The sequence below is a fragment of the Paracoccus indicus genome, from assembly GCF_003056335.1.
Lineage (GTDB): Bacteria > Pseudomonadota > Alphaproteobacteria > Rhodobacterales > Rhodobacteraceae > Paracoccus > Paracoccus indicus.
On the sequence record NZ_PYWA01000004.1, the window covers coordinates 329,933 to 350,155 of the forward strand.

Sequence of the window (20,223 nt, forward strand, 5' to 3'; positions counted from 1 at the left end):
CGATCCCCATCACACGGCCTTCTTCAGTTCGCGCAGCGCGCCTTCCAGCGTGTCGAAGCTGGGGCGGACATGTTCGGGCACCGATTGGCGACCGACCTCGACGCAAAGGGGCGTGGCGTGCTGGTGCAGACCGGCGACCAGCACCGATTTGATCACGTCATAAAAACCCATGTCCTGCTTGACGACGCCGCCAAGGCGGTTGGCCAGGGGCGCGACGAAACCATAGGACAGGAACACCCCCAGGAAGGTCCCCACAAGCGCGCCACCGATCATCTTGCCCAGAACCGAGGGCGGCTGGTCGATCGAGCTCATGGTCTTGATCACCCCCAGAACGGCGGCGACGATGCCCAGGGCGGGCAGCGCATCGGCCATGTTCTGCAGGGCGTGGGGGACGTGCATCTCCTCCTCCTTCATGGTGGCGATGCGGCGGGTCAGCATGTCCTCGACCTGATAGGGGTCGTCATAGTTCAGGCTGGCCGAGCGCAGCGTGTCCGCGATCAGCGAGACGACGTTGTGATCGGCTTGTAGGCGCGGATAGGCTGCAAAGATTGGCGATTCCGCGGGCGTCTCGATATGCTGTTCCAGCGCGACGGGGTTTTCGCGGGCGATCTTCAGCAGCTGGAACATCAGGCACAGCACGTCCTGATGATCCTGCGCCGTCCATTTCGGCCCCTTGAAGGCGCGCATCAGCCCGCCCACCGTCGCCTTCAGCGTGTGGCTGTCGTTCGACAGCAGATAGGCGCCGATGGCGGCCCCCATGATCATCATCATCTCGAACGGCAGGGCATGGGTGATGACGCCCATCTTGCCCCCCGCCAGCAGATAGCCGCCAAAGACCATGACCATGGTGACGATGATTCCGACGAAACCGAACATCTGTGATTCCTTATGGTTTGCGGACGCTGCGGGCGCCCATCTGGGCGGTCAGCAGGGCGGCCTGGCGAGGCTCGACGGCGGCGATGATGCGGGCGCCTGCCTCGGGCTGGACGCGCATCAGGATCTCGGCCGCGAAATCCGAGGGAAGATTGGTCAGGATCGCGGCCGCCTCGGCGGGCTTCATCTGATCGTAGAGCGCGATCAGGCGGTCGATGTCGCTGCGCACGGCCTCGGTCGATCCGGTCCGGCTGGCCTTGATGGCCCCCTTGCTGGCCTGCAGTTCGCCCAGCCGGGTGCGCAGGGTCGCCTCGGCCGCATCCAGATCGGCCTTCCGCTGATCCAGCGCCTGCATATAGCGTTCGATCCGCAGCGCACGGTCGCGCAGTTCCTCGGCCAGGGACACGGCCTCGGGAACGTCGGTGCAGCCCTCCAGCAGATCGGTCGGTCCCGCGACGGCCTGAAAGACCTGGGCAAAGTCCTGCCCCTTCCAGATCATCGCCCCCGCGGGCAGGGCGAACAGCACGGCCAGAACCGGCAGGACGGCCCTAGACATCTGACACCTCGGCGCGCTTGCGCAGACGACGCGAGGTCGACGGTTTCGGCGCGGCATCCGCAGCCAACCCGATCCGCTGACGCAGATCCCAGATGGCGCGTTCACGGCGGGCGGTCTCGATCTCATCCGCCAGCAGCTCGCTGGCCGAGGTTGCCTCGTCCCTTGCCGCGCGGATGGCGCGTTCCAGGCGGTCGACCTCGGCGGCCATGACGGCAATGGCGCCGCCCAGGCCGCTTTCCAGATCGTTCAGCTTGCGCAGGCGGCGGGTCAGCGTGATGCAGAAGAAGGCAAGGCCCAGGCAAGCGATCAGCAGAAGGGCCTGCAACAGGTGGTCTGTGGTCATTTGAATCTGAACTCCGTGATCAGCAGGTCCTTGACGGCTTCTTCGCCCAGCACCAGCCGGGTGCGTGCGACCAGCTCGGTCCGGATGATTTCCAGCACGCCGCGCTTTTCATAGGCCGAGGGGTCCACGTCCGAGAGGAAGGTCGTGAAGGCATCCGAGACGCGCGGCATCAGATGCCGAACCTGCGATTTATGGGTGGTGTCGCTTTCGATGGTCGCCGACAGGATCAGGCTGCGGGCGCGCCCGCCGGGGATGATGATCTCGATCGTGGGAATATCGACGAATTCGGCCTGTGATGCGGGATGGGCGACCTTGGCCTCGGCGGGGGCCGACAGCATGGCAGCGGGCGACCACAGCCCCAGATAGGTCGATGCGAACCCCGCGCCCCCAAGGATCAGCGTCGCCGCGATCGGGATCAGCATCCCTTTCCTGCGGGGCTTGGTTTCGGCGTTCTCGCTCATCGTGATTCTCCGTCCTGACCAGACCGAAATATCAGAACGCGACTAACCGAATCTTAACGTGGGCCATGTCAATCAGGGTCACGACGACACTGAAGCGATGATTCGAAAGGAACGGTTTTGCAAAAACTGCAGGATTACTGGAACGAGCGAACGTCCGCGCAGCGGATGATCCTTGGTGGTGCTTTCCTGGCCGCCTTTCTGGTCATCGCGGGCTTCGGATGGTTCGCCAGCCGAACCAGCATGGCGCTGATCTATGGCGGTCTGGACAGCGCGCAGGCCGGCGAGGTGATCGCCGGCATCGAACGCGCCGGCGTCCCCTACGAGGTGCGCGGCGATGCGATCTGGGTCGATGCCGATCAGCGCGACCGTCTGCGGATGGACCTGGCGGCGCAGGGGCTGCCAGCCGCGGGCAGCACCGGATATGAGCTGCTGGACGGCATGTCGGGTTTTGGCACCACCTCGCAGATGTTCGACGCGGCCTATTGGCGGGCGAAGGAAGGCGAGTTGGCCCGCACCATCCTGGCCCTGCCGAACGTGCGGACCGCCCGCGTGCATCTGGCCATTGAGACCGGTCGCGGATACAGGCGCGACCAGAACGGCAGCGCATCGGTCACGCTGACGACGGCGGGCGGCGCCATCACCCGCGAACAGGCGGCGGCGCTGAAATACCTGGTCTCGTCGGGCGTGCCGGGCATGTCGCCCGACCGCGTCACCGTCATCGACAGCAAGAACGGCATCGTCGCCACCGATGACGACCAGACCGGCGCCGACCGCGCCGCCGAGATGAAGCGTAACGTCGAGCGCATCCTCGAACCTCATGTCGGCATCGGTAATGCCATCGTCGAGCTGAACCTGGATCTGGTCACCGACACCGAACTGCTGACCGAACAGCGCTTCGACCCCGAGCAGCGGGCCATGATCTCGACCGTGACCGAGGAGACGACCGATACCAGTAATTCGACCGGATCGGGTGCGGTGACCGCGGCCTCGAACCTGCCCGACGCCGAGGAGCAGCCGGGCGACCAGACGCAAAGCGCGCGTTCCGAAAACCGCCAGCAGACGAATTACGAGGTCAGCCGCACCACCCGCGAGGTGTCCCGCCAGCCCGGTTCGACCCGCCGCATGACAGTGGCCGTGCTAGTGAACGGCATTCCCCAGACCGACGCCGACGGCCAGACGACGCTAGTGCCGCGATCGGACGCGGAACTGCAGGTCCTGCGCGAGCTGGTCGCCTCGGCCGTGGGCTTCGACGAGGCGCGCGGCGATCAGCTGACGGTCAAATCGCTGGCCTTCGCGGATCTGACGCAGGACGGCAGCCTTGCCGCGCCGGGCTTCATGGACCGTCTGGCGGTGAACGACCTGATCAAGATCGCGCTGATCGGTTTCTTCGCCCTGGCGGTCATCCTGCTGCTGCTGCGCCCGATCATGCGCAACCGCACGGCCCCCCTGCCGATGCTGGACGACAGCCTGCCGCCGCCCAATGCCGCCACACTGGCGCCCGCGCTGACCGGCACGATCGACGACGAACCCGTCGCCCCCCGCACGCCCACGCCGGCCCTGACCGACGAACGCCCCGATCCTGCGTCCCACCCCCTGTCCCTGCCCCCCGGCGATCCCGTCGCCCGCCTGAAGTCCATGATGAAGGAACGGCATGACGAAAGCGCCAAGATCCTCTCGGGCTGGATCGACAACAAGGAGACCGCGAAGTGACCCTGGCCATGTTCAAACTGGAATCCTTTTCCAACGCCCCGGTGGATCACGCCCCACCGATGATCTTCACTCAGGCCGACCTGGATCGCGCCTTTGCCGAAGGCGCCGAAGAGGCGACGCTGAAGTCCCAGGACGACCAGCTGCGCGCGCTGGATGCCGCGCTGACCCAGCTGGCCCGCACCATGGCCGATGACGAGACCCGCCGCGCCCGGCTGCGGTCCGAGGCCGTCGCCGCCCTTGGCCCGATCCTGACGCAGATCATCGACCTGATGGCCCCGCCGCATGCCTCGAGTCGGCTGGAAAAGGCGCTGGTGCAAGAGTTGGAACGGCTGGCGCAGGAAACCACGCCGCTGATCGCCCAGATCACCTGCAGCGACCGGATGCGCGACATGGTCGAACGCTGCCTGACGCAGACCGGCCTGCAGTCGATCGCCGTCGCCCCCGCCGCGACCGACACGATCACCGTCACCCTTGAAGGGGGCCGCATCACCCTGGACCCCGAAACCATCACCGGCGACATCCGCGCCCTGATCTCCGAAATCACCGAGGAGGATACGACATGGACTCACTGATGCATCTGATCGACACCGACAACATCCAGGTCGAGGTCACCATCCGCCTTGGCCGCACCCGCCAGACGGTCGCGCAACTCTCGGCGCTGCGCACCGACGACGTGCTGGTTCTGGATCAGGCCATCGAGGACGGGGTCGAGATCTGCGTCGGCGACAAGGTCATCGCCCGCGGCGAACTGACCAGCGACGGCAGCGCCGAGGATCGCCTCTGCGTGCGGGTTCTGGGCGCGACGGGGGCCGTGTGATCCGGCTTGCGATTGTCTTGGCGCTGCTGCCCCATGCGGCGCTGGCGCAGGGGTTGGGCGATGCACTTGGTGCGGGTCTGGGGGACAATGCCGTGCTGCTGGTGCTGGCCCTGACCGGCCTGTCGCTGGCACCCGGCATCGCCATCATGGTAACAGCGTTCCCCTTCATCGTGACGGTGCTGTCGATCCTGCGCCAGGCCATCGGTTTGCAGCAATCGCCGCCGAACATGCTGATCGTCAGCCTGTCGATCTTTCTGACCTGGTTCATCATGGACCCCGTCCTGCGCGAGGCCTGGCAGACCGCCGGCCTGCCCCTGCAGCAGGGCCGGATCGATATCGCGCAGGCGTTCCAGCGCGGCATCATCCCCTTTCAGGGCTTCATGTCCGCCCGCACCGACCCCGACACCTTGGCGGCCATGGCCGAGATCGCCCCCGGCGCGGGCGGAGCCGCCGACCGCCTGTCGGTGCTGATCCCGTCCTTCATGCTGTCCGAGATCCAGCGCGCCTTCGAGATCGGCTTCCTGATCGCCCTGCCCTTCCTGATCATCGACCTGGTCGTCTCGGCCGTCTTGATGTCGATGGGCATGATGATGGTGCCACCGGTGGTGGTGTCCCTGCCCTTCAAGCTGGCTTTCTTTGTCGTCGTCGACGGCTGGACGATGATCGCGGGGGCGCTGGTGCGCAGCTACGCCTGAACCTCAGGCGCGGCGGGCGTCCAGATCGTCGATGCCAAGAACCGAGAGAACCTTCGCCTCGATATGTTCGGCATTCAGCGCGCTGGTGTCATACATCGCACGCGGGGCATCATGATCGACGAATTCGTCCGGCAGCACCATGGACCGGAACTTCAACCCACTGTCAAAGACACCTTCCTCGGCCAGAAGCTGCGCGACATGGCTGCCGAAACCGCCAACGGCGCCTTCCTCGATGGTGATCAGCGCCTCGTGGTCGCGGGCCAGTTGCAGGATCAGGTCGCGGTCCAGCGGCTTGGCGAAACGCGCATCCGCCACGGTGGGCGTGATGCCACGGGCCGAGAGTGCCTCACACGCAGTCATCACCTCGGACAGGCGGGTGCCGAAGGACAGGATGGCGACGGTCTTGCCTTGGGTGATCATCCGGCCCTTGCCGATGGGCAGGATCTGTCCACGCTCGGGCATTTCGACGCCCGTGCCTTCGCCGCGCGGAAAGCGGAAGGCGATGGGGCCGCTGTCATGGGCGGCGGCGGTGGCGACCATGTGGGCCAGCTCGGCCTCGTCGGCGGCGGCCATGACGGTGAAGCCCGGCAGGTTGGCCAGGAACGCGATGTCATAGGCGCCTGCATGGGTCGGGCCGTCCTGTCCGACCAGCCCCGCGCGGTCGATGGCAAAGCGCACCGGTAGGTTCTGGACCGCGACGTCATGCACGACCTGGTCGTAGCCGCGCTGCAGGAAGGTCGAATAGATCGCGCAGAAAGGCTTCATGCCGCCTGCCGCCAGTCCCGCACTGAACGTCACGGCATGCTGTTCGGCAATGCCCACGTCGAAACAACGGCGCGGGAAACGTTCGGCGAACTGCTTCAACCCGGTGCCGTCGGGCATGGCGGCGGTGACGCCAAGGATGCGGTCGTCGCGGCCGGCCTCGTCGATCAGCGCCTTGGCGAAGACGGCGGTATAGCTGGGGGCGTTCGATTTCGCCTTGGCCTGTTCGCCCGTCACGACGTCGAAGCGGCCACGCGCGTGACCACGGTCGGCCGCATCCTCGGCGGGGGCATAACCCTTGCCCTTCTTGGTCACGACATGGATCAGGACCGGACCCGTGGCCCGCGCCTTCAGCGTCCGCATCAGCGGCAGAAGCTGTTCCATGTCATGCCCGTCGACGGGGCCGATGTAGGAAAAGCCCAGCTCCTCGAACAGGGTGCCGCCGACGGTCATGCCCTTCAGCATTTCCTTGGCGCGGCGGGCGCCTTCCTGGAAGGCGTCGGGCAGGAAACCGACCGCGCCCTTGGCGGCGGCCTTAAGCTCTTGGAACGGACCGCCCGCGTAAAGCCGCGTCAGATACGACGACATCGCCCCCACCGGCGGCGCGATCGACATTTCGTTGTCGTTCAGGATGACGAACAGGCGGCGGCCTTCATGACCGGCGTTGTTCAGCGCCTCATAGGCCATGCCCGCGCTCATGGCGCCGTCGCCGATGACGGCGATGGCATCGCCCGGATCGCCGCCCAGGTCCCGCGCAGTGGCGAAACCCAGGGCCGCCGAGATCGAGGTCGAGGAATGCCCCGCCCCGAAAGGGTCGTATTCGCTTTCGGCGCGCTTGGTGAAACCGGCAAGACCGCCGCCCGTGCGCAGCGTGCGGATGCGGTCGCGGCGTCCGGTCAGGATCTTGTGCGGATAGCACTGGTGCCCGACGTCCCAGATGATCTTGTCGCGCGGCGTGTCGAAGACCGCATGCAGCGCCACGGTCAGCTCCACGACGCCCAGACCGGCGCCCAGATGGCCGCCCGTCACGCTGACCGCGCTGATGGTTTCCGACCGCAGCTCGTCGGCCACCAGCCGCAGGTCGTGGTCGTCGAATGATTTCAGGTCGGACGGAAGCGTGATCCTGTCCAGCAGCGGAGTCTTGGGGTGGTCTGTCATGGCTGGCCCTCCTCCGGGGCGGGCGGCGTTCAGGTGTCGCGCTCGATAACGAAATGCGCCAGCAGGCGCAAGTTTCCGGCGGCCTCACCATAGCCGGTCAGCGCATCGACGCCTGCGGTGACAAGTCGTCGCGCTTCGGCCTTGGCAGCCTCCAGTCCCATGAGGGACACGAAGGTGGCCTTGCCCGCATCGGCATCCTTGCCGACGCGCTTGCCGGTCACGGCTTCCGATCCGGTCACGTCCAGAATGTCGTCGGCGATCTGGAAGGCCAGACCCAAGGCGTCGGCATAGCGATCCAGCGCGGCCGGATCATCGCCCGCGATCAGGGGACCGGCGGTGGCGGCAAAGCGGATCAGCGCGCCGGTCTTGCCGCCCTGCAGTCGGGTGATCGCCTCCAGATCCAGGGGCGTTCCGGCGGTTTCGGCAGCAATATCCAGCGCCTGCCCCCAGACCATGCCCCGCGCGCCCGCAGCCTGCGCCAAGGCCGCAACCAGCCGCAGACGCGAGGGCGCTGCACCGATGCGGTCGTCGGTCAGCAGGTCGAAGGCCAGCGTCTGCAGCGCATCGCCCGCCAGAATCGCGGTGGCCTCGGACCATTTCACATGCGCGGTCGGTTGGCCGCGACGGAGGTCGTCGTCGTCCATCGCGGGCAGGTCGTCATGGACCAGGCTATAGGCGTGCAGGGCCTCGACCGCTGCCGCGGCAGGCAGGGCGGCATCGTCGGAGACGCCGTGCAGGCGGGCCGATTCCATGACCAGAAATCCGCGCAGCCCCTTGCCGCCCCGTACGGCATAACCCATCGCATCGCGCAGATCGCCGGGCGGCAGGGCACCGATGGCACGGGCCAGTTCGGCCTGCACCATGTCCTGCACCTGCGCCAGCCGCGCCTGCATGGGATCGGCCAGCATCACAGACCCTCGGCCGGCGTGGTCCCCGTCGGCTGGCCATTGGCGGCCAGGGTGATCTTTTCGACCCGCTCCTCGGCCTCGCGCAGGCGGGTTTCGCAATGCGCGCGCAGGGCGGCGCCCCGTTCGTAGAGCGCGATCGATTCCTCCAGCGTGGCCTCGCCGGTTTCCAGCTTGCCGACGGTCGCTTCCAGTTCCCGCATGGCATCCTCGAAGGACAGGGTCTTGATATCGCTCATTCTGCGGTCTCCATCAGCACTTGGACATGGGCACGCGCGGCGCGTCCCAGAGCGTCCAGATCATAGCCACCTTCAAGGCAGGATACCACCGGGGCCCCGCAGGCTGCCGCCATGTCGCAGATGGCGCGGGTGATGGCGGTGAAATCATCCTCGTCCCAGTTCAGCTGCGCCAAGGGGTCGGCGGCATGGGCGTCGAACCCCGCCGAAATGATCACCAGCTGCGGATCATGCGCGCGGGCCTTCGCAAGGATGTCGTCCCAGACCGCGCGGGCCAGCGCCCCGTCCGATTCGGGCGGCAGGGGCGCGTTCACCATCTGCCCATGCGCGCCGGTTTCCGACGCGGCCCCCGTCCCCGGATAAAGCGGCATCTGGTGGCTCGAGGCAAAAAACGCACGCGCATCGTTCCACAACAGGTCCTGCGTGCCATTGCCGTGATGAACATCGAAATCCAGCACCGCCACGCGGTCCAGCCCGTGATGGTCCAGCGCGCGCTTGGCCGCGATGGCCGCCGTGCCCAGCAGGCAGAAGCCCATGGGCGTTTCGGTTTCGGCGTGATGGCCGGGGGGGCGCATGGCCACGAAGGCGTTGCCGCCGTCCTGCAGCACTGCATCGACGGCCGCGCAGACCCCGCCGACGGCATGCAGCGCCGCCGTCAGGCCACCGGGCGACAGATGGGTGTCGGCGTCCAGCATCACCGTCCTGCTGCGCGGCGTGCGTTCCCGCAGGTCCTGCAGATAGGCCGCCGGATGGCAGCGCAGCACGTCGGCATCCGCTCCCAACGGGGCCTCGCGCCGGTCCAGATCAAGATCGGCCAGCGCGTCCAGCACCGCCTGATGACGGGCGGCCTGTTCGGCATGGCCGGGGGGCGTCTGATGCCCCGCCGCCGATGCATGCGTGTAAAGAATGGTGCGTGCCATGATGTCCCCTTGCCCTGCCCGCAAAGCTAGGGGCAGGTGCTGCCCGCCGCAAGCGGGGTTCAAACGGTCAGGCGCTGCCCGTCATGCCCCTTGATGGTCAGATCCATCAGCGTGCCTTCGGGCTGGTCGGTCTGGAACGTCACCTCGGTGAACTGCTCGGTCCGGCCAAGGCGGGGGCCTTCGGTCAGCACGCGGTGGGTCTTGCCGATCTGCGCGTCCAGATGGCGGCGCAGCGCCGCGTCGCCCGCCGCACGCAGTTGCGCGGCGCGGTCGCGGATCACCGGCCCCTTGACGGCGGGCATCCGCGCCGCGGGCGTGCCCTGCCGCGCGGAATAGGGGAAGACATGCAGGAAGGTCAGGTCGCAGTCGCTGACCAGCTTGACGGAGTTGGCAAACATCTCGTCGGTCTCGGTGGGGAAACCGGCGATGATGTCGGCGCCGAAGACCATGTCGGGGCGCAGACGGCGGGCCTCTTCGCAAAACGCGATGGCATCGTCGCGCAGGTGGCGGCGCTTCATGCGCTTCAGCACCATGTCGTCACCCGCCTGCAACGACAGGTGCAAATGCGGCATCAGCCGCGGTTCCGTCGCGATGGCCAGCATCAGGTTCTCATCCGCCTCGATCGAATCGATGCTGCTGATGCGCAGGCGCGGCAGGTCCGGCACCAGCCGCAGGATGCGCATCACCAGATCGCCCAGACGCGGCGTGCCGGGCAGATCGCCGCCCCAGCTGGTCAGATCGACGCCGGTCAGCACGACCTCGTTGAAGCCACGGCCGACAAGGCGCTTGATCTGTTCGACCACGACGCCCGCAGGGACCGACCGCGAATTGCCGCGCCCGAAGGGGATGATGCAGAAGGTGCAGCGGTGGTCGCAGCCGTTCTGGACCTGCACATAGGCGCGGTGACGCCCGAAGCCGTCGATCAGGTGACCGGCGGTTTCCTGCACCGACATGATGTCGTCGACCAGCACTTTTTCGGTCTCGCCGATCAGGTCGGGCGCGCGCAGGTCGGCCCATGTCTGAGGCTGCATCTTTTCGTGATTGCCGATCACCTTCGTGACCTCTGGCATCGAGGCGAAGGTCTCGGGCTCGGTCTGGGCCGCGCATCCGGTCACGATGACAGGCACGCCGGGGTTTTCGCGTGACAGGCGACGGATTTCTTGGCGGGCCTTGCGGACGGCCTCGGCGGTGACGGCGCAGGTGTTGACGACGACGGCCTCGGACAGACCGGCGGCATCGGCCATCTCGCGCATGGCCTCGGTATCATAGGCGTTCAGGCGACAGCCGAGGGTCGAAAAGACGGGCGCGCTCATGACAGCCACTCGGGGGTCAGGGTGCCGCGAAAGACGAGGGCCGTCGGCCCCTCCATCCAGACGCCGTCATCGCGCCAGTCGATCAGCAGCTGCCCGCCCGGCACATTGACCGTGACGCGTCGCCCCGTCAGCCCGCGCCGCGCGGCTGCCACGACCGCCGCACAGGAACAGGACCCCGATGCCAGCGTCGGGCCGGTGCCACGTTCCCAGATGCGCAGCAGGATTTCGCTGTCGGACAGAACCTGCACGACCTCGACATTGGTGCGCTGCGGGTAGAGCGGGTGATGTTCATGGGCAGGACCGAAGCGGTCCAGATCGACCGCCTGCGCGTCCGACACGAAAAAGGTGATATGCGGATTACCCATGCCGGTTGCCACCGGATCGCCGTCGATCGGCAGATGGTCGATATCGACATCGCGCGCCAAGGGGATCGCCTGCCAGTCCAGCACCGGCGGGCCCATGTTCACCCGCGTCATGCCGCCCCCGGCATCCTCGGCCAGCAGCATGCCGTGATCCGTGCGCAGCTTCAGCGCCGTCTTGCCGGTTTCGTCCATCAGCAGCCGCGCGATGCAGCGCGTGGCATTGCCGCAAGCCGCACTGAGCGAGCCGTCGGCGTTCCAGAACACCAGGCGCGCATCGGCATCCTCGCAGTCCTCGATGGCTGCCAGCTGGTCGAAGCCGACACCGCGATGGCGGTCGGCGATGCGCGCGACAAGGCCCGCGTCGGGACGTGCCATCCCGCCGCGCAAGTCGATCACTGTGAAGTCGTTGCCCAGCCCGTGCATTTTCAGGAAGGGCATTCCGGTCGGGGATGCATGCGTCATGGCGCGCGATATAGTCCCGGTGAAATGAATTTGCCAGCATCCAGTTTTTTCTGCTTGACGCCACCAGCCACCCCTCCTAGTAACCGCCTCGTGTTGGGCCCATAGCTCAGTTGGTAGAGCAACTGACTTTTAATCAGTGGGTCACAGGTTCGAATCCTGTTGGGCTCACCACTGAAATTCCTATAGTTTCAGATGGATGCCTTGACCCTCCGGTCAGGCACCTCTATGAAACTTCAAGTGTGGGCCCATAGCTCAGTTGGTAGAGCAACTGACTTTTAATCAGTGGGTCACAGGTTCGAATCCTGTTGGGCTCACCACTGAATTCCTTCCGACATGAATGATCCGGCGAATCGCGGCGGCCTGCGGGCGCGCCGTTTGATGCGGCCCCTTGCTTTCAGAAACCCATGTTCCCCCCCCGGGCGCCCTTGCAGGCAGGATCACGGCATCCGCAATTTGAAGGGGGGAATGGTAGGCCCGGCAGGACTTGAACCCGCAACCAAGGCGTTATGAGCGCCCTGCTCTAACCAATTGAGCTACAGGCCCCCTGCAGCACGCTCTGCGTAATGCGGCCTTGGCGGGTGGTCAAGCGCTTGGGCGTTGCTTGATCTGCGCTGTTCCGTTATCGGGAAGCCGACATCAGCCGGGGGCCGCCATGACACAGAACGGGATCAGCTATCGCGATGCAGGCGTCGATATCGACGCGGGCAACGCCTTGGTCGAACGCATCAAACCGGCTGCGGCCGCCACGAAACGGTCGGGGGTCATGGATGCCTTGGGCGGTTTCGGCGCGCTGTTCGATCCGCGCGCAGCGGGATTTGACGATCCGGTTCTGGTGGCGGCGACCGATGGCGTCGGCACCAAGCTGCGCATCGCCATCGACACCGGCCATCTGGACGGCATCGGTCAGGACCTGGTCGCCATGTGCGTCAACGACCTGGTCTGCCAAGGTGCCGAGCCTCTGTTCTTCCTGGATTATTTCGCCACCGGCAAGCTGTCGGTGGACGAAGGCGCCCGCGTCATCGAAAGCATCGCGCGCGGCTGCAAGGCCGCCAATTGCGCCCTGATCGGCGGAGAGACGGCGGAAATGCCCGGCATGTATCATGACGGCGACTTCGACCTGGCGGGCTTTGCCGTCGGCGCGATGCAGCGCGGCACGGCGCTGCCTGCGGGCGTGGTTGCCGGCGACGTGCTGCTGGGCCTGCGCTCGGACGGGGTGCATTCCAACGGCTATTCGCTGGTGCGCAAGGTCGCCGAACGCGCGGGCCTCGGCTGGAACGACGCATCCCCCTTCGGTGAGGGCACCCTGGGTCAGGACCTGCTGGTGCCGACGCGGCTCTATGTCACCTCGGCGCTGGCTGCGGTCCGCGCGGGTGGCGTGCATGCGCTGGCCCATATCACCGGCGGTGGCCTGACCGAAAACCTGCCCCGCGTCCTGCCCAAGGATCTGGGCGCCGACATCGACCTGACCGCATGGACCCTGCCGCCCGTCTTCACTTGGCTGGCCGAAGCAGGCGGCATCGATCAGGCCGAGATGCTCAAGACCTTCAACAGTGGCATTGGCATGATCCTGACCGTCGCCGCCGACCGTGCCGATGCACTGACCGAACTGCTGACGCAGGAGGGCGAGACCGTCCATCGCCTCGGGACCGTCACGGAAGGCGCGGGCATGCGCTATTCGGGCACGCTTGCATGAAACGCGTCGCCATCCTGATCTCGGGGGGCGGCTCGAACATGCTGCGGCTGGCCCAGGACATGACCGGCGACCATCCGGCGCGGCCTGTTCTGGTCGCGTCGAACGACCCTTCGGCGGCGGGGCTGGCCCGCGCCGCCGAACTGGGCATTCCGACCGCCGCCGTCGATCACCGCGACTTTCCCCGCGACCGCGCGGGCTTCGAGGCCGCGCTGCTGGAGCCGCTGCTGGCCGCCGATCCCGACATCATCTGCCTTGCGGGCTTCATGCGCATCCTGACGCCCGATTTCGTCGCGCGGTTTCAGGGGCGGATGCTGAACATCCATCCCTCGCTGCTGCCCAAATACCCGGGGCTGCACACCCACGCCCGCGCCATCGAGGCCCGCGACACCGAGGCCGGCGCCACCGTCCACCTGGTCACGCCTGTTCTGGACGACGGCCCGCTGCTGGGGCAGGCCCGCGTGCCGGTCATGCCCGAGGACACCCCCGACAGCCTGGCCGCCCGCGTGCTGGTCCAGGAACACCGGCTCTATCCGGCGGTGCTGCGCAAGTTCGCGGCAGGCGATACCAGTCCCGTCCTGTTGCAAGGTTGACGCGTCCATCGCCCGTTTGCGGGGCCCGCGATGCGAATCCGGACAAATCTGCTGATCGCTCGGCGTTCCCGAATGACGCTGCCCGTATCGATCCTGCGGACGGGCGGTGAAGGGTCGGACGGTTTCAACGCGTCCGAGGACAAGCTGGCCTTCCGCACCGAACTCGACCCCGAGGATCCGCCCCAGATCACCGTTTCCGCCGATGAGGACAGCCAGACCACCAGCGGCATGCTCGGCGACAAGGAAACGCTGACGATGAACGGCGTTTTCGCGTCGGATGACCTTCAGATCGGATGTAAGCATATCGACGAGCTGGAATTGAACGCCAGCCCCGATTCGGTCAAACGCCCAGAAAGCGGTCCTTGACCTGCGGGGCCGACCGCAGATCGTCCGTCGAGCCGTCCCAGACCACCCGGCCCTTCTCGACGATGTAATGGCGGTCGGCAAAGCGGGCCAGGGCCTCGACGTTCTTGTCGATCACCAGAATCGCCTCGCCTTCGGATTTCAGGTGGATCAGGCAGTCCCAGATCTGTTCGCGGATCAAGGGGGCCAGCCCCTCGGTCGCCTCGTCCAGGACGATCAGTTCGGGGTTGGTCATCAGCGCCCGCCCGATGGCCAGCATCTGCTGTTCGCCCCCCGAGAGCTGGTTGCCCATGTTGCGCGCGCGTTCCTGCAGGCGCGGGAACATCGCATAGATGCGGGCCAGGTCCCATTTGCCCGCCCGCGCCGTCGCCTGCAGATTTTCCTGCACGCTGAGGTTCGGAAAGATCAGCCGCCCTTCGGGGACCAGGCCCAAGCCAAGCCGCGCGATGCGGTTCGGCGCGGCCCCCGTCACGTCCACGCCGTCGATGCTGACGCGCCCGCCACGCGGCTTCAGCAGGCCGAAGATCGAGCGCACGGTGGTCGTCTTGCCCATGCCGTTGCGGCCCAGCAGGGTCACCACCTGACCGCGTTCGACCGCCAGCGACATGCCGAACAACACCTTGCTGTCGCCATAGGCGGCCTGAAGATCCTGAACCAGCAGCATCAGGGGGTTCCCTCTTCTTCGCCCAGATAGGCGGTGCGCACGGCCGGGTCGTCGCGGATGGCATCGGGCGTGCCGCTGGCCACGATCCGGCCATAGACCAGCACCGAAACCCGATCAGCCAGCTGGAAGACCGCGCCCATGTCGTGTTCGATCAGCATCATCGTCACCCGCGACCGCAGGCGCGCCAGCAGATCGACCAGCATCGCGGCCTCGTCCGGACCGGTGCCCGCCAGCGGTTCGTCCAGCAGCAGCAGGCGCGGACGCGTGGCCAGCGCCACAGCCAGTTCCAGCTGGCGCTTTTCGCCATGAGAGATCAGGCGCGCGGGCAGATGCGCCTTCTGGGCCAGCCCCACCTCGGACAGGCATTCCATCGCCTGATCGTTCAAGGCAGCCTCGGATGCGGCCCCACGCCAGAAGCGGAAGGACGAGCCCGAACGCGCCTGCACGGCGATGGCCACGTTCTCCAGCACGCTCAGCTGCGGCAGGATGCGCGTCAGCTGGAAGGATCGCGCCAGCCCGCGCCGCACGCGCCCCGGCATGTCCAGATGGGTGATGTCGTTCCCGTCATAGACGACCCGCCCCGCATCGGGGGACAGCTGGCCCGACAGCTGGGCGATCAGCGTCGTCTTGCCCGCCCCGTTGGGACCGATGATGGCATGGACCTGTCCGGCCTGTACATCCAACGAGACGTCGTCTGTCACCGCCAGCGCACCATAGGACTTTCGCAATCCCCGGACCTGCAGAAGCACGTCGCTCATTCCGGACGCCCCTTTCCGGTGATCCGCGCGGCAAGCGTCGCCAGCCCGCCCGGTGAAAACAGCACCACGGCCAGCAGCAGTAGACCGAAGTACAGCTTCCAGTGTTCCGATATTCGCGCCATCCCCTCCTCCAGCCCGATGGTGAACAGCGCGCCGGTCATGGCGCCCGTCAAGCTGCCGATGCCGCCGAGGACGACCATGATGATCAGCTCGCCCGATCGTTGCCAGCTGGCCAGCTGCGGCGAGACATATTCAAGCTGGTTCGCCAGCAGCACCCCCGCCACCGAACATATCATGGCCGAGATGACATAGGCCGTCAGCTGATAGGGCAGGATGCGAAACCCGATGGCCTGCATGCGCAGCGCATCCTCGCGCGTGCCGATCAGGACACGGCCAAAGCGCGACATTGTCAGGCGCGTCAGGCCCAAGAAACACAGGGCCAGGATGCCCAGCACCAGATAGAACAGCGCCAGATCGTGATCCAGCCAGCCTTGCCCCATGATGGTGGAGCGCGCAGGCAGGCTGGCCCCGTCATCGCCGCCAAAGACCGACAGCGAGATCAGGAAGAAATAGAGCATCTGCCCGAAGGCCAAGGTGATCATGATGAAATAGACTCCGCGCGTGCGCAGCGCGATGGTGCCGGTGATGGCCGCGAAGACCGCCGCCGCCACCGCCGCCGCGCCGAACTGGGCGGCGATATCAGTGACTCCAAGGCTGTTCAGCATCAGCACGGCATAGGCCCCGATCCCCAAAAACGCGGCATGCCCGAAGGATACCAGCGCCCCGTATCCCAGGATCAGGTCCAGCGACAGCGCCGCGATGGCATAGATCATCATCCGCGTCACGACCGAGGCGAAGAACCCCTGCCCCATGAATATCAGCACCGGTGGCGTGACAGCCAGCAGGGCAAAGATGATCAGCGCGGCCATCCCGCGGCGCGACATCATGCGCTGGTCCTTCCGAACAGGCCGTTGGGCCGCCAGCAGAGGATCGCCGCCATCAGGATATAGACCAGCATCGGCGCGACCGTCCGGCCCGCTTGGGTTGCCGCATCCAGCTCCAGCACCATCTTCAGGACGATGGGGCCGAAGATGCGCCCGACCGTATCGATGATGCCCACCAGCAGCGATGCGACGAAGGCCCCGCGGATGGACCCCACCCCGCCAATGACGATGACCACGAAGCCCAGGATCAGGATCTGGTCACCCATGCCGGGATCGACCGACAGGATCGGCGATACCATCGCCCCCGCGAACCCAGCCAGCATCGCCCCGAAGGCAAAGACCAGCATGAACAGCCGCCCGATATCGACCCCAAGGGCCGAGACCATCGCCCGGTCATGCGCCCCCGCCCGCAGCAGCATGCCGATGCGCGTGCGCCCGATCACGAACCACAGCCCGAAGGCCGTGGCCAACCCCGCCGCGATGATCGCCAACCGATAGACGGGGAAACGGATTGGCCCCGCCAGCGGGATCGACCCCGACAGCAGGTTGGGCATGGATACGTTCAGGGGTGCGGCGCCCCAGATGATCTTGACGCCCTCGGACAGGATCATCACCAGCGCGAATGTCGCCAACACCTGATCCAGATGCGGACGGTCATAGAGCCTGCGAAAGATCGCGACCTCCAGCACCAGCCCGACCAGCATGGTCGCAGGCAGCGTCAGCAGCAGCCCCCACCAGAAGCTGCCGGTCAGCATCGACAGGCTGGCCATCAGATAGGCCCCCACCATGTAGAGCACGCCATGCGCCAGATTGATGAAATCCATGATGCCGAAGACCAGGGTCAGCCCGGCAGCCACCAGAAACAGCAGGATCCCGAATTGCGCCCCGTTCAGGACCTGAAGCAGCAGAAGATTGCTCATGCGGTGTCGGCCCCCCGGTCGTGATCGCCTGGCAATATGTTTCAAGCATGAAGGATTTTATTGCAACGTTTTTAATGTCCGGCCATCGTGGTGGCATGGTTAGTTCTTCGCGCGGCCCGGTTCGCGCCCGCGCGGATCGATGGCACGACGTTCAACAAGCGGCCGCCCACAAGGCTGCAAGGAGGTAGAATGACACATCTGAAATCCGCGCTTCTGGCGACCGGCATTCTGGCGGGTGCCGCCCCCATGGCCCATGCCGATGACGACGTGGTGCGCGTGGGGTTGGTCTATACGCTCAGCGGTCCGGCGGCGGTGCTGGGCGAACATTCCCGCGACGGCTTCCTGCTTGCCATGGAGGCGCTGGACAACAAGCTGGGCGGCAAGCCGGTCGAAGTCATCATCGTCGATGATGAACAGAAGCCAGACATTGCCGTCAGCCGCGCCCGCGAGCTGGTCGAGAGCAAGGACGTCGATTTTGTCGTCGGGCCAGTCTTCTCGAACATCGTCAACGCCATCGTGGGGCCGGTGACCGAAGGCGGGGCCTTCCTGATCTCGACCAATGCCGGAACGTCGAACCTGGCCGGGTCGGAATGCAATCCCGACCTGTTCGTAACCTCCTATCAGAACGACCAGATGCACGAGGTGTCGGGGAAATACGCGCAGGATCAGGGCTTCCAGAACGTCTTCCTGCTGGCACCGAACTATCAGGCGGGCAAGGACGCGCTGGCGGGCTTCAAGCATTCCTATACCAACGGCATCGCCGGAGAGATCATGGTGCCTCTTGGTCAGCTGGATTTCTCGGCCGAGCTGGCACAGATTGCGGCGATGCAGCCCGATGCCATCTATGCCTTCATGCCGGGCGGCATGGGGGTCAACCTGGTCAAGCAGTTCAACCAGGCGGGGATGACCGGGACGCCCTTCCTGTCGGCCTTCACCGTCGATGAAACGACCCTGCCCGCGCAGCAGGATGCCGCCGTCGGCCTGTCGGGTGGATCGAACTGGGCGCCCGACATGGACACCCCCGAAAGCCGCAAGTTCGTCGAGGATTTCATCACGGCCTACGACCGCGTGCCCGCGGTCTATGCAATGCAGGCCTATGACGCGGCCATGTTGATCGACAGCGCAATTGCAGCGGTCGATGGCGACCTGTCGGATCGCGATGCGCTGCGTGATGCGCTGGCAGCCGCCGACTTCACCTCGCTCCGCGGCGATTTCGCCTTCGGGCCGAACCATTATCCAATCCAGGACTTCTACCTGACCAAGGTCGTCAAGCGCGAGGACGGCCGCTATTCCACATCGATCGACAAGACCATCTTCGAGGACTACGCCGACACTTACGCAGCCGACTGCACCATGTAACCTTCGCACCCCGGTCACGTGCCGGGGGCGCGCTTGAACAAGGGTTTGGGGCTATTCAAGGCGTAAAGTCCCGCCTTTACCGGGCCATATCGACAGATGGCGGATCCAAAGCCCGATTGATTTGATGTCGATGAGGCCAAGGAAACTTTGCGTAGTCTTGCCGTGACGGATGACAACACGGCGGGGGTTCTTCGGTAAGTTGAAACAACCGTTCGAAACGGCATCGAATTGATACAAGGTCCGGTCAACTGCAATGCGCTTTATATAGGTTGCGCTTGGAGATGACTGGCGAGACATCGCGTCGGCCCACCGATTTTCGAATGTCACCAGCTTCATGGCTCCAGACGGCCAAACGAACACTCGGTGTTGGCAGATTGCCGGTCATGACCAGATCGAAGCCAAGATTGTCAGAGGCTTGCCACGCGGTAGTTGCTATCTTCATAGGCAAACCTGTGGCATCGTCAGAGAACTGAATCGTAGCCGGCGAGTAGCAAGTCGTCCAAAAACCGATCCAGCGGATCTTTTTCCCATCGGACGCTCGCTAACGATCATAGATTTGTCGCGGAGTTCGTTTTTGGCCCCCGCGCATGATGCGATTGTGAACCACGCTTGCCGGTTCATTCGAACCGATGGCGTTAACCGCTCATTATCGATCATTTACAGGGCGTGCGGCACCGCCCCGCTTCCGCTCAGGGCACCATAAACGTCCCCAAAGCTCCACAACGTTCAATGTCGCAACTGACGGTAGATGCCAGACCACTTGCCGGACCTCTCCGACAGATCGCACTAGAGAAAGCCTTCGCGTGTGATCCAAAAACTCGCTAAAGAGCAGGTTGTTGATTGGTAGGCTTGTGTCCGTTCGAGACGTCGATTTTCTAGGTCATGTTGACAAATGGCGGAGCCAGAGACGGATCGAGGTGATGTCGATGAACCCCAAGAAGCTCTCTGCGGTTTTGTCGTAGCGGGTGGCGACGCGGCGGGCGTTCTTCAGCTTGTTGAAGCAGCGCTCGACGAGGTTGCGCAGCCGGTAGAGGGTGCGATCCACGGTGACACGGAGCTTGCGGGTCTTGCGCATGGGGATGACCGGCACAACGTTGCGCGCTTCCATTGTTTTGCGAACCTTGTCAGAGTCATAGCCGCGATCCGCCAGCAGGACGCAAGGTTCCGCCAGGTTGTCGTCCATGACCAGATCGAAGCCCAGATAGTCCGATGTCTGAACCGCTCCGGGTTTACCGGAGGCTGATTTCGGTTAGTTACGCGGCCACGGCTTCTGTTTCCATAGTGGCGTAGAAGTTTGCCTCTGCTTCTGCCGGCGGGATGTTCCCGATCGGCTCGAGCAGGCGACGGTTGTTGAACCAG

Annotated in this window: 23 protein-coding genes, 3 tRNA genes and 1 pseudogene; 10 read left to right on the top strand and 17 right to left on the bottom strand. The window is 65.4% G+C overall.

All coding sequences use genetic code 11. From position 1 onward, the window contains the following. Nucleotides 1-9 precede the first annotated feature (9 nt). From motA to DDE75_RS09055, 4 genes are read right to left on the bottom strand one after another with little or no spacing between them, the layout of a single operon-like run. The gene (motA, locus tag DDE75_RS09045; RefSeq protein ID WP_108502037.1) at nucleotides 10-876 is read right to left on the bottom strand and encodes a flagellar motor stator protein MotA; all 867 of its coding nucleotides are present in this window, start codon (nucleotides 874-876) and stop codon (nucleotides 10-12) included. A 10-nt stretch (nucleotides 877-886) separates the two neighbouring features. Continuing rightward, a complete protein-coding gene (locus DDE75_RS09050) occupies nucleotides 887-1,429 on the bottom strand; it encodes a MotE family protein (RefSeq protein WP_162798959.1) in 543 nt (180 codons plus the stop codon). After that, complete coding sequence (locus DDE75_RS17255) at nucleotides 1,422-1,772, bottom strand: hypothetical protein (protein ID WP_162798960.1); 351 nt, start codon at nucleotides 1,770-1,772, stop codon at nucleotides 1,422-1,424. Before DDE75_RS17255 ends, DDE75_RS09050 begins: the two co-directional genes overlap by 8 nt. Beyond that, the gene (locus DDE75_RS09055; protein ID WP_108502039.1) at nucleotides 1,769-2,233 is read right to left on the bottom strand and encodes a flagellar basal body-associated FliL family protein; all 465 of its coding nucleotides are present in this window, start codon (nucleotides 2,231-2,233) and stop codon (nucleotides 1,769-1,771) included. Before DDE75_RS09055 ends, DDE75_RS17255 begins: the two co-directional genes overlap by 4 nt. A gap of 117 nt (nucleotides 2,234-2,350) precedes the next feature. On the opposite strand from DDE75_RS09055, the gene fliF reads away from it, so the two are divergent. From fliF to fliP, 4 genes are read left to right on the top strand one after another with little or no spacing between them, the layout of a single operon-like run. Next, nucleotides 2,351-3,943, top strand: coding sequence for a flagellar basal-body MS-ring/collar protein FliF (gene fliF, locus DDE75_RS09060; RefSeq protein ID WP_108502040.1), 1,593 nt, complete (start codon nucleotides 2,351-2,353; stop codon nucleotides 3,941-3,943). An 8-nt stretch (nucleotides 3,944-3,951) separates the two neighbouring features. Continuing rightward, nucleotides 3,952-4,515: a hypothetical protein gene (locus DDE75_RS09065; protein ID WP_162798961.1), complete on the top strand. Its 564-nt coding sequence runs from the start codon at nucleotides 3,952-3,954 to the stop codon at nucleotides 4,513-4,515. Next, a complete protein-coding gene (locus tag DDE75_RS09070; RefSeq protein WP_108502042.1) occupies nucleotides 4,503-4,760 on the top strand; it encodes a FliM/FliN family flagellar motor switch protein in 258 nt (85 codons plus the stop codon). The genes DDE75_RS09065 and DDE75_RS09070 overlap by 13 nt, the downstream gene beginning before the upstream one ends. Then, on the top strand, nucleotides 4,760-5,455 hold the full coding sequence (gene fliP / locus DDE75_RS09075) for a flagellar type III secretion system pore protein FliP (protein ID WP_418304181.1): 696 nt from the start codon (nucleotides 4,760-4,762) through the stop codon (nucleotides 5,453-5,455). Before DDE75_RS09070 ends, fliP begins: the two co-directional genes overlap by 1 nt. Before the next feature lie 3 nt (nucleotides 5,456-5,458). On the opposite strand, the gene dxs is transcribed toward fliP, so the two are convergent. From dxs to dapF, 6 genes are read right to left on the bottom strand one after another with little or no spacing between them, the layout of a single operon-like run. Next, nucleotides 5,459-7,375, bottom strand: a complete 1,917-nt coding sequence (gene dxs, locus DDE75_RS09080) for a 1-deoxy-D-xylulose-5-phosphate synthase (protein WP_108502044.1) — start codon at nucleotides 7,373-7,375, stop codon at nucleotides 5,459-5,461. A 29-nt stretch (nucleotides 7,376-7,404) separates the two neighbouring features. Beyond that, nucleotides 7,405-8,268: a polyprenyl synthetase family protein gene (locus tag DDE75_RS09085; protein WP_108502101.1), complete on the bottom strand. Its 864-nt coding sequence runs from the start codon at nucleotides 8,266-8,268 to the stop codon at nucleotides 7,405-7,407. A gap of 14 nt (nucleotides 8,269-8,282) precedes the next feature. Next, nucleotides 8,283-8,519 (bottom strand): exodeoxyribonuclease VII small subunit, encoded by a 237-nt coding sequence (locus DDE75_RS09090; RefSeq protein WP_108502045.1) that lies wholly within the window; start codon nucleotides 8,517-8,519, stop codon nucleotides 8,283-8,285. Continuing rightward, the gene (locus DDE75_RS09095) at nucleotides 8,516-9,436 is read right to left on the bottom strand and encodes a histone deacetylase family protein (RefSeq protein ID WP_108502046.1); all 921 of its coding nucleotides are present in this window, start codon (nucleotides 9,434-9,436) and stop codon (nucleotides 8,516-8,518) included. Before DDE75_RS09095 ends, DDE75_RS09090 begins: the two co-directional genes overlap by 4 nt. A gap of 59 nt (nucleotides 9,437-9,495) precedes the next feature. Then, nucleotides 9,496-10,749: a tRNA (N(6)-L-threonylcarbamoyladenosine(37)-C(2))-methylthiotransferase MtaB gene (mtaB, locus tag DDE75_RS09100; protein WP_108502047.1), complete on the bottom strand. Its 1,254-nt coding sequence runs from the start codon at nucleotides 10,747-10,749 to the stop codon at nucleotides 9,496-9,498. After that, nucleotides 10,746-11,549 (bottom strand): diaminopimelate epimerase, encoded by an 804-nt coding sequence (dapF, locus tag DDE75_RS09105; protein ID WP_245894673.1) that lies wholly within the window; start codon nucleotides 11,547-11,549, stop codon nucleotides 10,746-10,748. The genes mtaB and dapF overlap by 4 nt, the downstream gene beginning before the upstream one ends. Before the next feature lie 119 nt (nucleotides 11,550-11,668). On the opposite strand from dapF, the gene DDE75_RS09110 reads away from it, so the two are divergent. After that, nucleotides 11,669-11,744: transfer RNA gene (locus DDE75_RS09110), tRNA-Lys, on the top strand. A gap of 70 nt (nucleotides 11,745-11,814) precedes the next feature. Next, a tRNA-Lys gene (locus DDE75_RS09115) sits at nucleotides 11,815-11,890 on the top strand. Nucleotides 11,891-12,039: 149 nt separating this feature from the next. On the opposite strand, the gene DDE75_RS09120 is transcribed toward DDE75_RS09115, so the two are convergent. Beyond that, a tRNA-Ile gene (locus DDE75_RS09120) sits at nucleotides 12,040-12,116 on the bottom strand. Between the two features lie 109 nt (nucleotides 12,117-12,225). Between DDE75_RS09120 and purM the strand changes: the two genes are divergently transcribed. The 3 genes from purM (at nucleotide 12,226) to DDE75_RS09135 (ending at nucleotide 14,222) form a co-directional block, all read left to right on the top strand. Continuing rightward, on the top strand, nucleotides 12,226-13,266 hold the full coding sequence (gene purM, locus DDE75_RS09125; protein WP_108502049.1) for a phosphoribosylformylglycinamidine cyclo-ligase: 1,041 nt from the start codon (nucleotides 12,226-12,228) through the stop codon (nucleotides 13,264-13,266). Continuing rightward, nucleotides 13,263-13,856: a phosphoribosylglycinamide formyltransferase gene (gene purN, locus DDE75_RS09130; RefSeq protein ID WP_108502050.1), complete on the top strand. Its 594-nt coding sequence runs from the start codon at nucleotides 13,263-13,265 to the stop codon at nucleotides 13,854-13,856. Before purM ends, purN begins: the two co-directional genes overlap by 4 nt. A gap of 72 nt (nucleotides 13,857-13,928) precedes the next feature. Further along, entirely contained in the window at nucleotides 13,929-14,222 is a 294-nt protein-coding gene (locus tag DDE75_RS09135; protein WP_108502051.1) for a hypothetical protein, read from the top strand. Here the strand turns inward: DDE75_RS09135 and DDE75_RS09140 are convergent. Genes DDE75_RS09140 through DDE75_RS09155 form a run of 4 tightly spaced genes read right to left on the bottom strand, consistent with a single transcriptional unit; the run spans nucleotide 14,197 to nucleotide 17,505 of the window. Then, the gene (locus DDE75_RS09140; protein ID WP_108502052.1) at nucleotides 14,197-14,883 is read right to left on the bottom strand and encodes an ABC transporter ATP-binding protein; all 687 of its coding nucleotides are present in this window, start codon (nucleotides 14,881-14,883) and stop codon (nucleotides 14,197-14,199) included. The genes DDE75_RS09135 and DDE75_RS09140 overlap by 26 nt on opposite strands. Beyond that, nucleotides 14,883-15,641, bottom strand: a complete 759-nt coding sequence (locus DDE75_RS09145) for an ABC transporter ATP-binding protein (protein WP_108502053.1) — start codon at nucleotides 15,639-15,641, stop codon at nucleotides 14,883-14,885. The genes DDE75_RS09140 and DDE75_RS09145 overlap by 1 nt, the downstream gene beginning before the upstream one ends. After that, nucleotides 15,638-16,588, bottom strand: a complete 951-nt coding sequence (locus DDE75_RS09150; protein ID WP_108502054.1) for a branched-chain amino acid ABC transporter permease — start codon at nucleotides 16,586-16,588, stop codon at nucleotides 15,638-15,640. The genes DDE75_RS09145 and DDE75_RS09150 overlap by 4 nt, the downstream gene beginning before the upstream one ends. After that, a complete protein-coding gene (locus DDE75_RS09155; RefSeq protein ID WP_108502055.1) occupies nucleotides 16,585-17,505 on the bottom strand; it encodes a branched-chain amino acid ABC transporter permease in 921 nt (306 codons plus the stop codon). The genes DDE75_RS09150 and DDE75_RS09155 overlap by 4 nt, the downstream gene beginning before the upstream one ends. A 189-nt stretch (nucleotides 17,506-17,694) precedes the next feature. On the opposite strand from DDE75_RS09155, the gene DDE75_RS09160 reads away from it, so the two are divergent. Continuing rightward, entirely contained in the window at nucleotides 17,695-18,864 is a 1,170-nt protein-coding gene (locus DDE75_RS09160) for an ABC transporter substrate-binding protein (protein WP_108502056.1), read from the top strand. A gap of 51 nt (nucleotides 18,865-18,915) precedes the next feature. Here DDE75_RS09160 and DDE75_RS17500 read toward each other — a convergent pair whose 3' ends face one another. Next, nucleotides 18,916-19,200 (bottom strand): hypothetical protein, encoded by a 285-nt coding sequence (locus DDE75_RS17500; protein ID WP_211659319.1) that lies wholly within the window; start codon nucleotides 19,198-19,200, stop codon nucleotides 18,916-18,918. 544 nt (nucleotides 19,201-19,744) lie between these two features. Next, a pseudogene (locus tag DDE75_RS09165) lies at nucleotides 19,745-20,080 on the bottom strand (transposase); the annotation flags it as partial. Nucleotides 20,081-20,223: the final 143 nt, after the last annotated feature.

Bases quoted from the DNA above. Each gene is read 5' to 3' on its own strand.
- DDE75_RS09050 (WP_162798959.1), bottom strand. From the start codon at position 1,429: ATGTCTAGGGCCGTCCTGCCGGTTCTGGCCGTGCTGTTCGCCCTGCCC.
- DDE75_RS09150 (WP_108502054.1), bottom strand. From the start codon at position 16,588: ATGATGTCGCGCCGCGGGATGGCCGCGCTGATCATCTTTGCCCTGCTG.
- DDE75_RS09145 (WP_108502053.1), bottom strand. From the start codon at position 15,641: ATGAGCGACGTGCTTCTGCAGGTCCGGGGATTGCGAAAGTCCTATGGT.
- motA (WP_108502037.1), bottom strand. From the start codon at position 876: ATGTTCGGTTTCGTCGGAATCATCGTCACCATGGTCATGGTCTTTGGC.
- dapF (WP_245894673.1), bottom strand. From the start codon at position 11,549: ATGCCCTTCCTGAAAATGCACGGGCTGGGCAACGACTTCACAGTGATC.
- dxs (WP_108502044.1), bottom strand. From the start codon at position 7,375: ATGACAGACCACCCCAAGACTCCGCTGCTGGACAGGATCACGCTTCCG.
- DDE75_RS09065 (WP_162798961.1), top strand. From the start codon at position 3,952: ATGTTCAAACTGGAATCCTTTTCCAACGCCCCGGTGGATCACGCCCCA.
- DDE75_RS09070 (WP_108502042.1), top strand. From the start codon at position 4,503: ATGGACTCACTGATGCATCTGATCGACACCGACAACATCCAGGTCGAG.
- DDE75_RS09160 (WP_108502056.1), top strand. From the start codon at position 17,695: ATGACACATCTGAAATCCGCGCTTCTGGCGACCGGCATTCTGGCGGGT.
- DDE75_RS09140 (WP_108502052.1), bottom strand. From the start codon at position 14,883: ATGCTGCTGGTTCAGGATCTTCAGGCCGCCTATGGCGACAGCAAGGTG.
- DDE75_RS17500 (WP_211659319.1), bottom strand. From the start codon at position 19,200: ATGAAGCTGGTGACATTCGAAAATCGGTGGGCCGACGCGATGTCTCGC.
- DDE75_RS09090 (WP_108502045.1), bottom strand. From the start codon at position 8,519: ATGAGCGATATCAAGACCCTGTCCTTCGAGGATGCCATGCGGGAACTG.
- mtaB (WP_108502047.1), bottom strand. From the start codon at position 10,749: ATGAGCGCGCCCGTCTTTTCGACCCTCGGCTGTCGCCTGAACGCCTAT.
- DDE75_RS09135 (WP_108502051.1), top strand. From the start codon at position 13,929: ATGACGCTGCCCGTATCGATCCTGCGGACGGGCGGTGAAGGGTCGGAC.
- DDE75_RS17255 (WP_162798960.1), bottom strand. From the start codon at position 1,772: ATGACCACAGACCACCTGTTGCAGGCCCTTCTGCTGATCGCTTGCCTG.
- DDE75_RS09095 (WP_108502046.1), bottom strand. From the start codon at position 9,436: ATGGCACGCACCATTCTTTACACGCATGCATCGGCGGCGGGGCATCAG.
- purM (WP_108502049.1), top strand. From the start codon at position 12,226: ATGACACAGAACGGGATCAGCTATCGCGATGCAGGCGTCGATATCGAC.
- DDE75_RS09055 (WP_108502039.1), bottom strand. From the start codon at position 2,233: ATGAGCGAGAACGCCGAAACCAAGCCCCGCAGGAAAGGGATGCTGATC.
- DDE75_RS09155 (WP_108502055.1), bottom strand. From the start codon at position 17,505: ATGAGCAATCTTCTGCTGCTTCAGGTCCTGAACGGGGCGCAATTCGGG.
- purN (WP_108502050.1), top strand. From the start codon at position 13,263: ATGAAACGCGTCGCCATCCTGATCTCGGGGGGCGGCTCGAACATGCTG.
- DDE75_RS09085 (WP_108502101.1), bottom strand. From the start codon at position 8,268: ATGCAGGCGCGGCTGGCGCAGGTGCAGGACATGGTGCAGGCCGAACTG.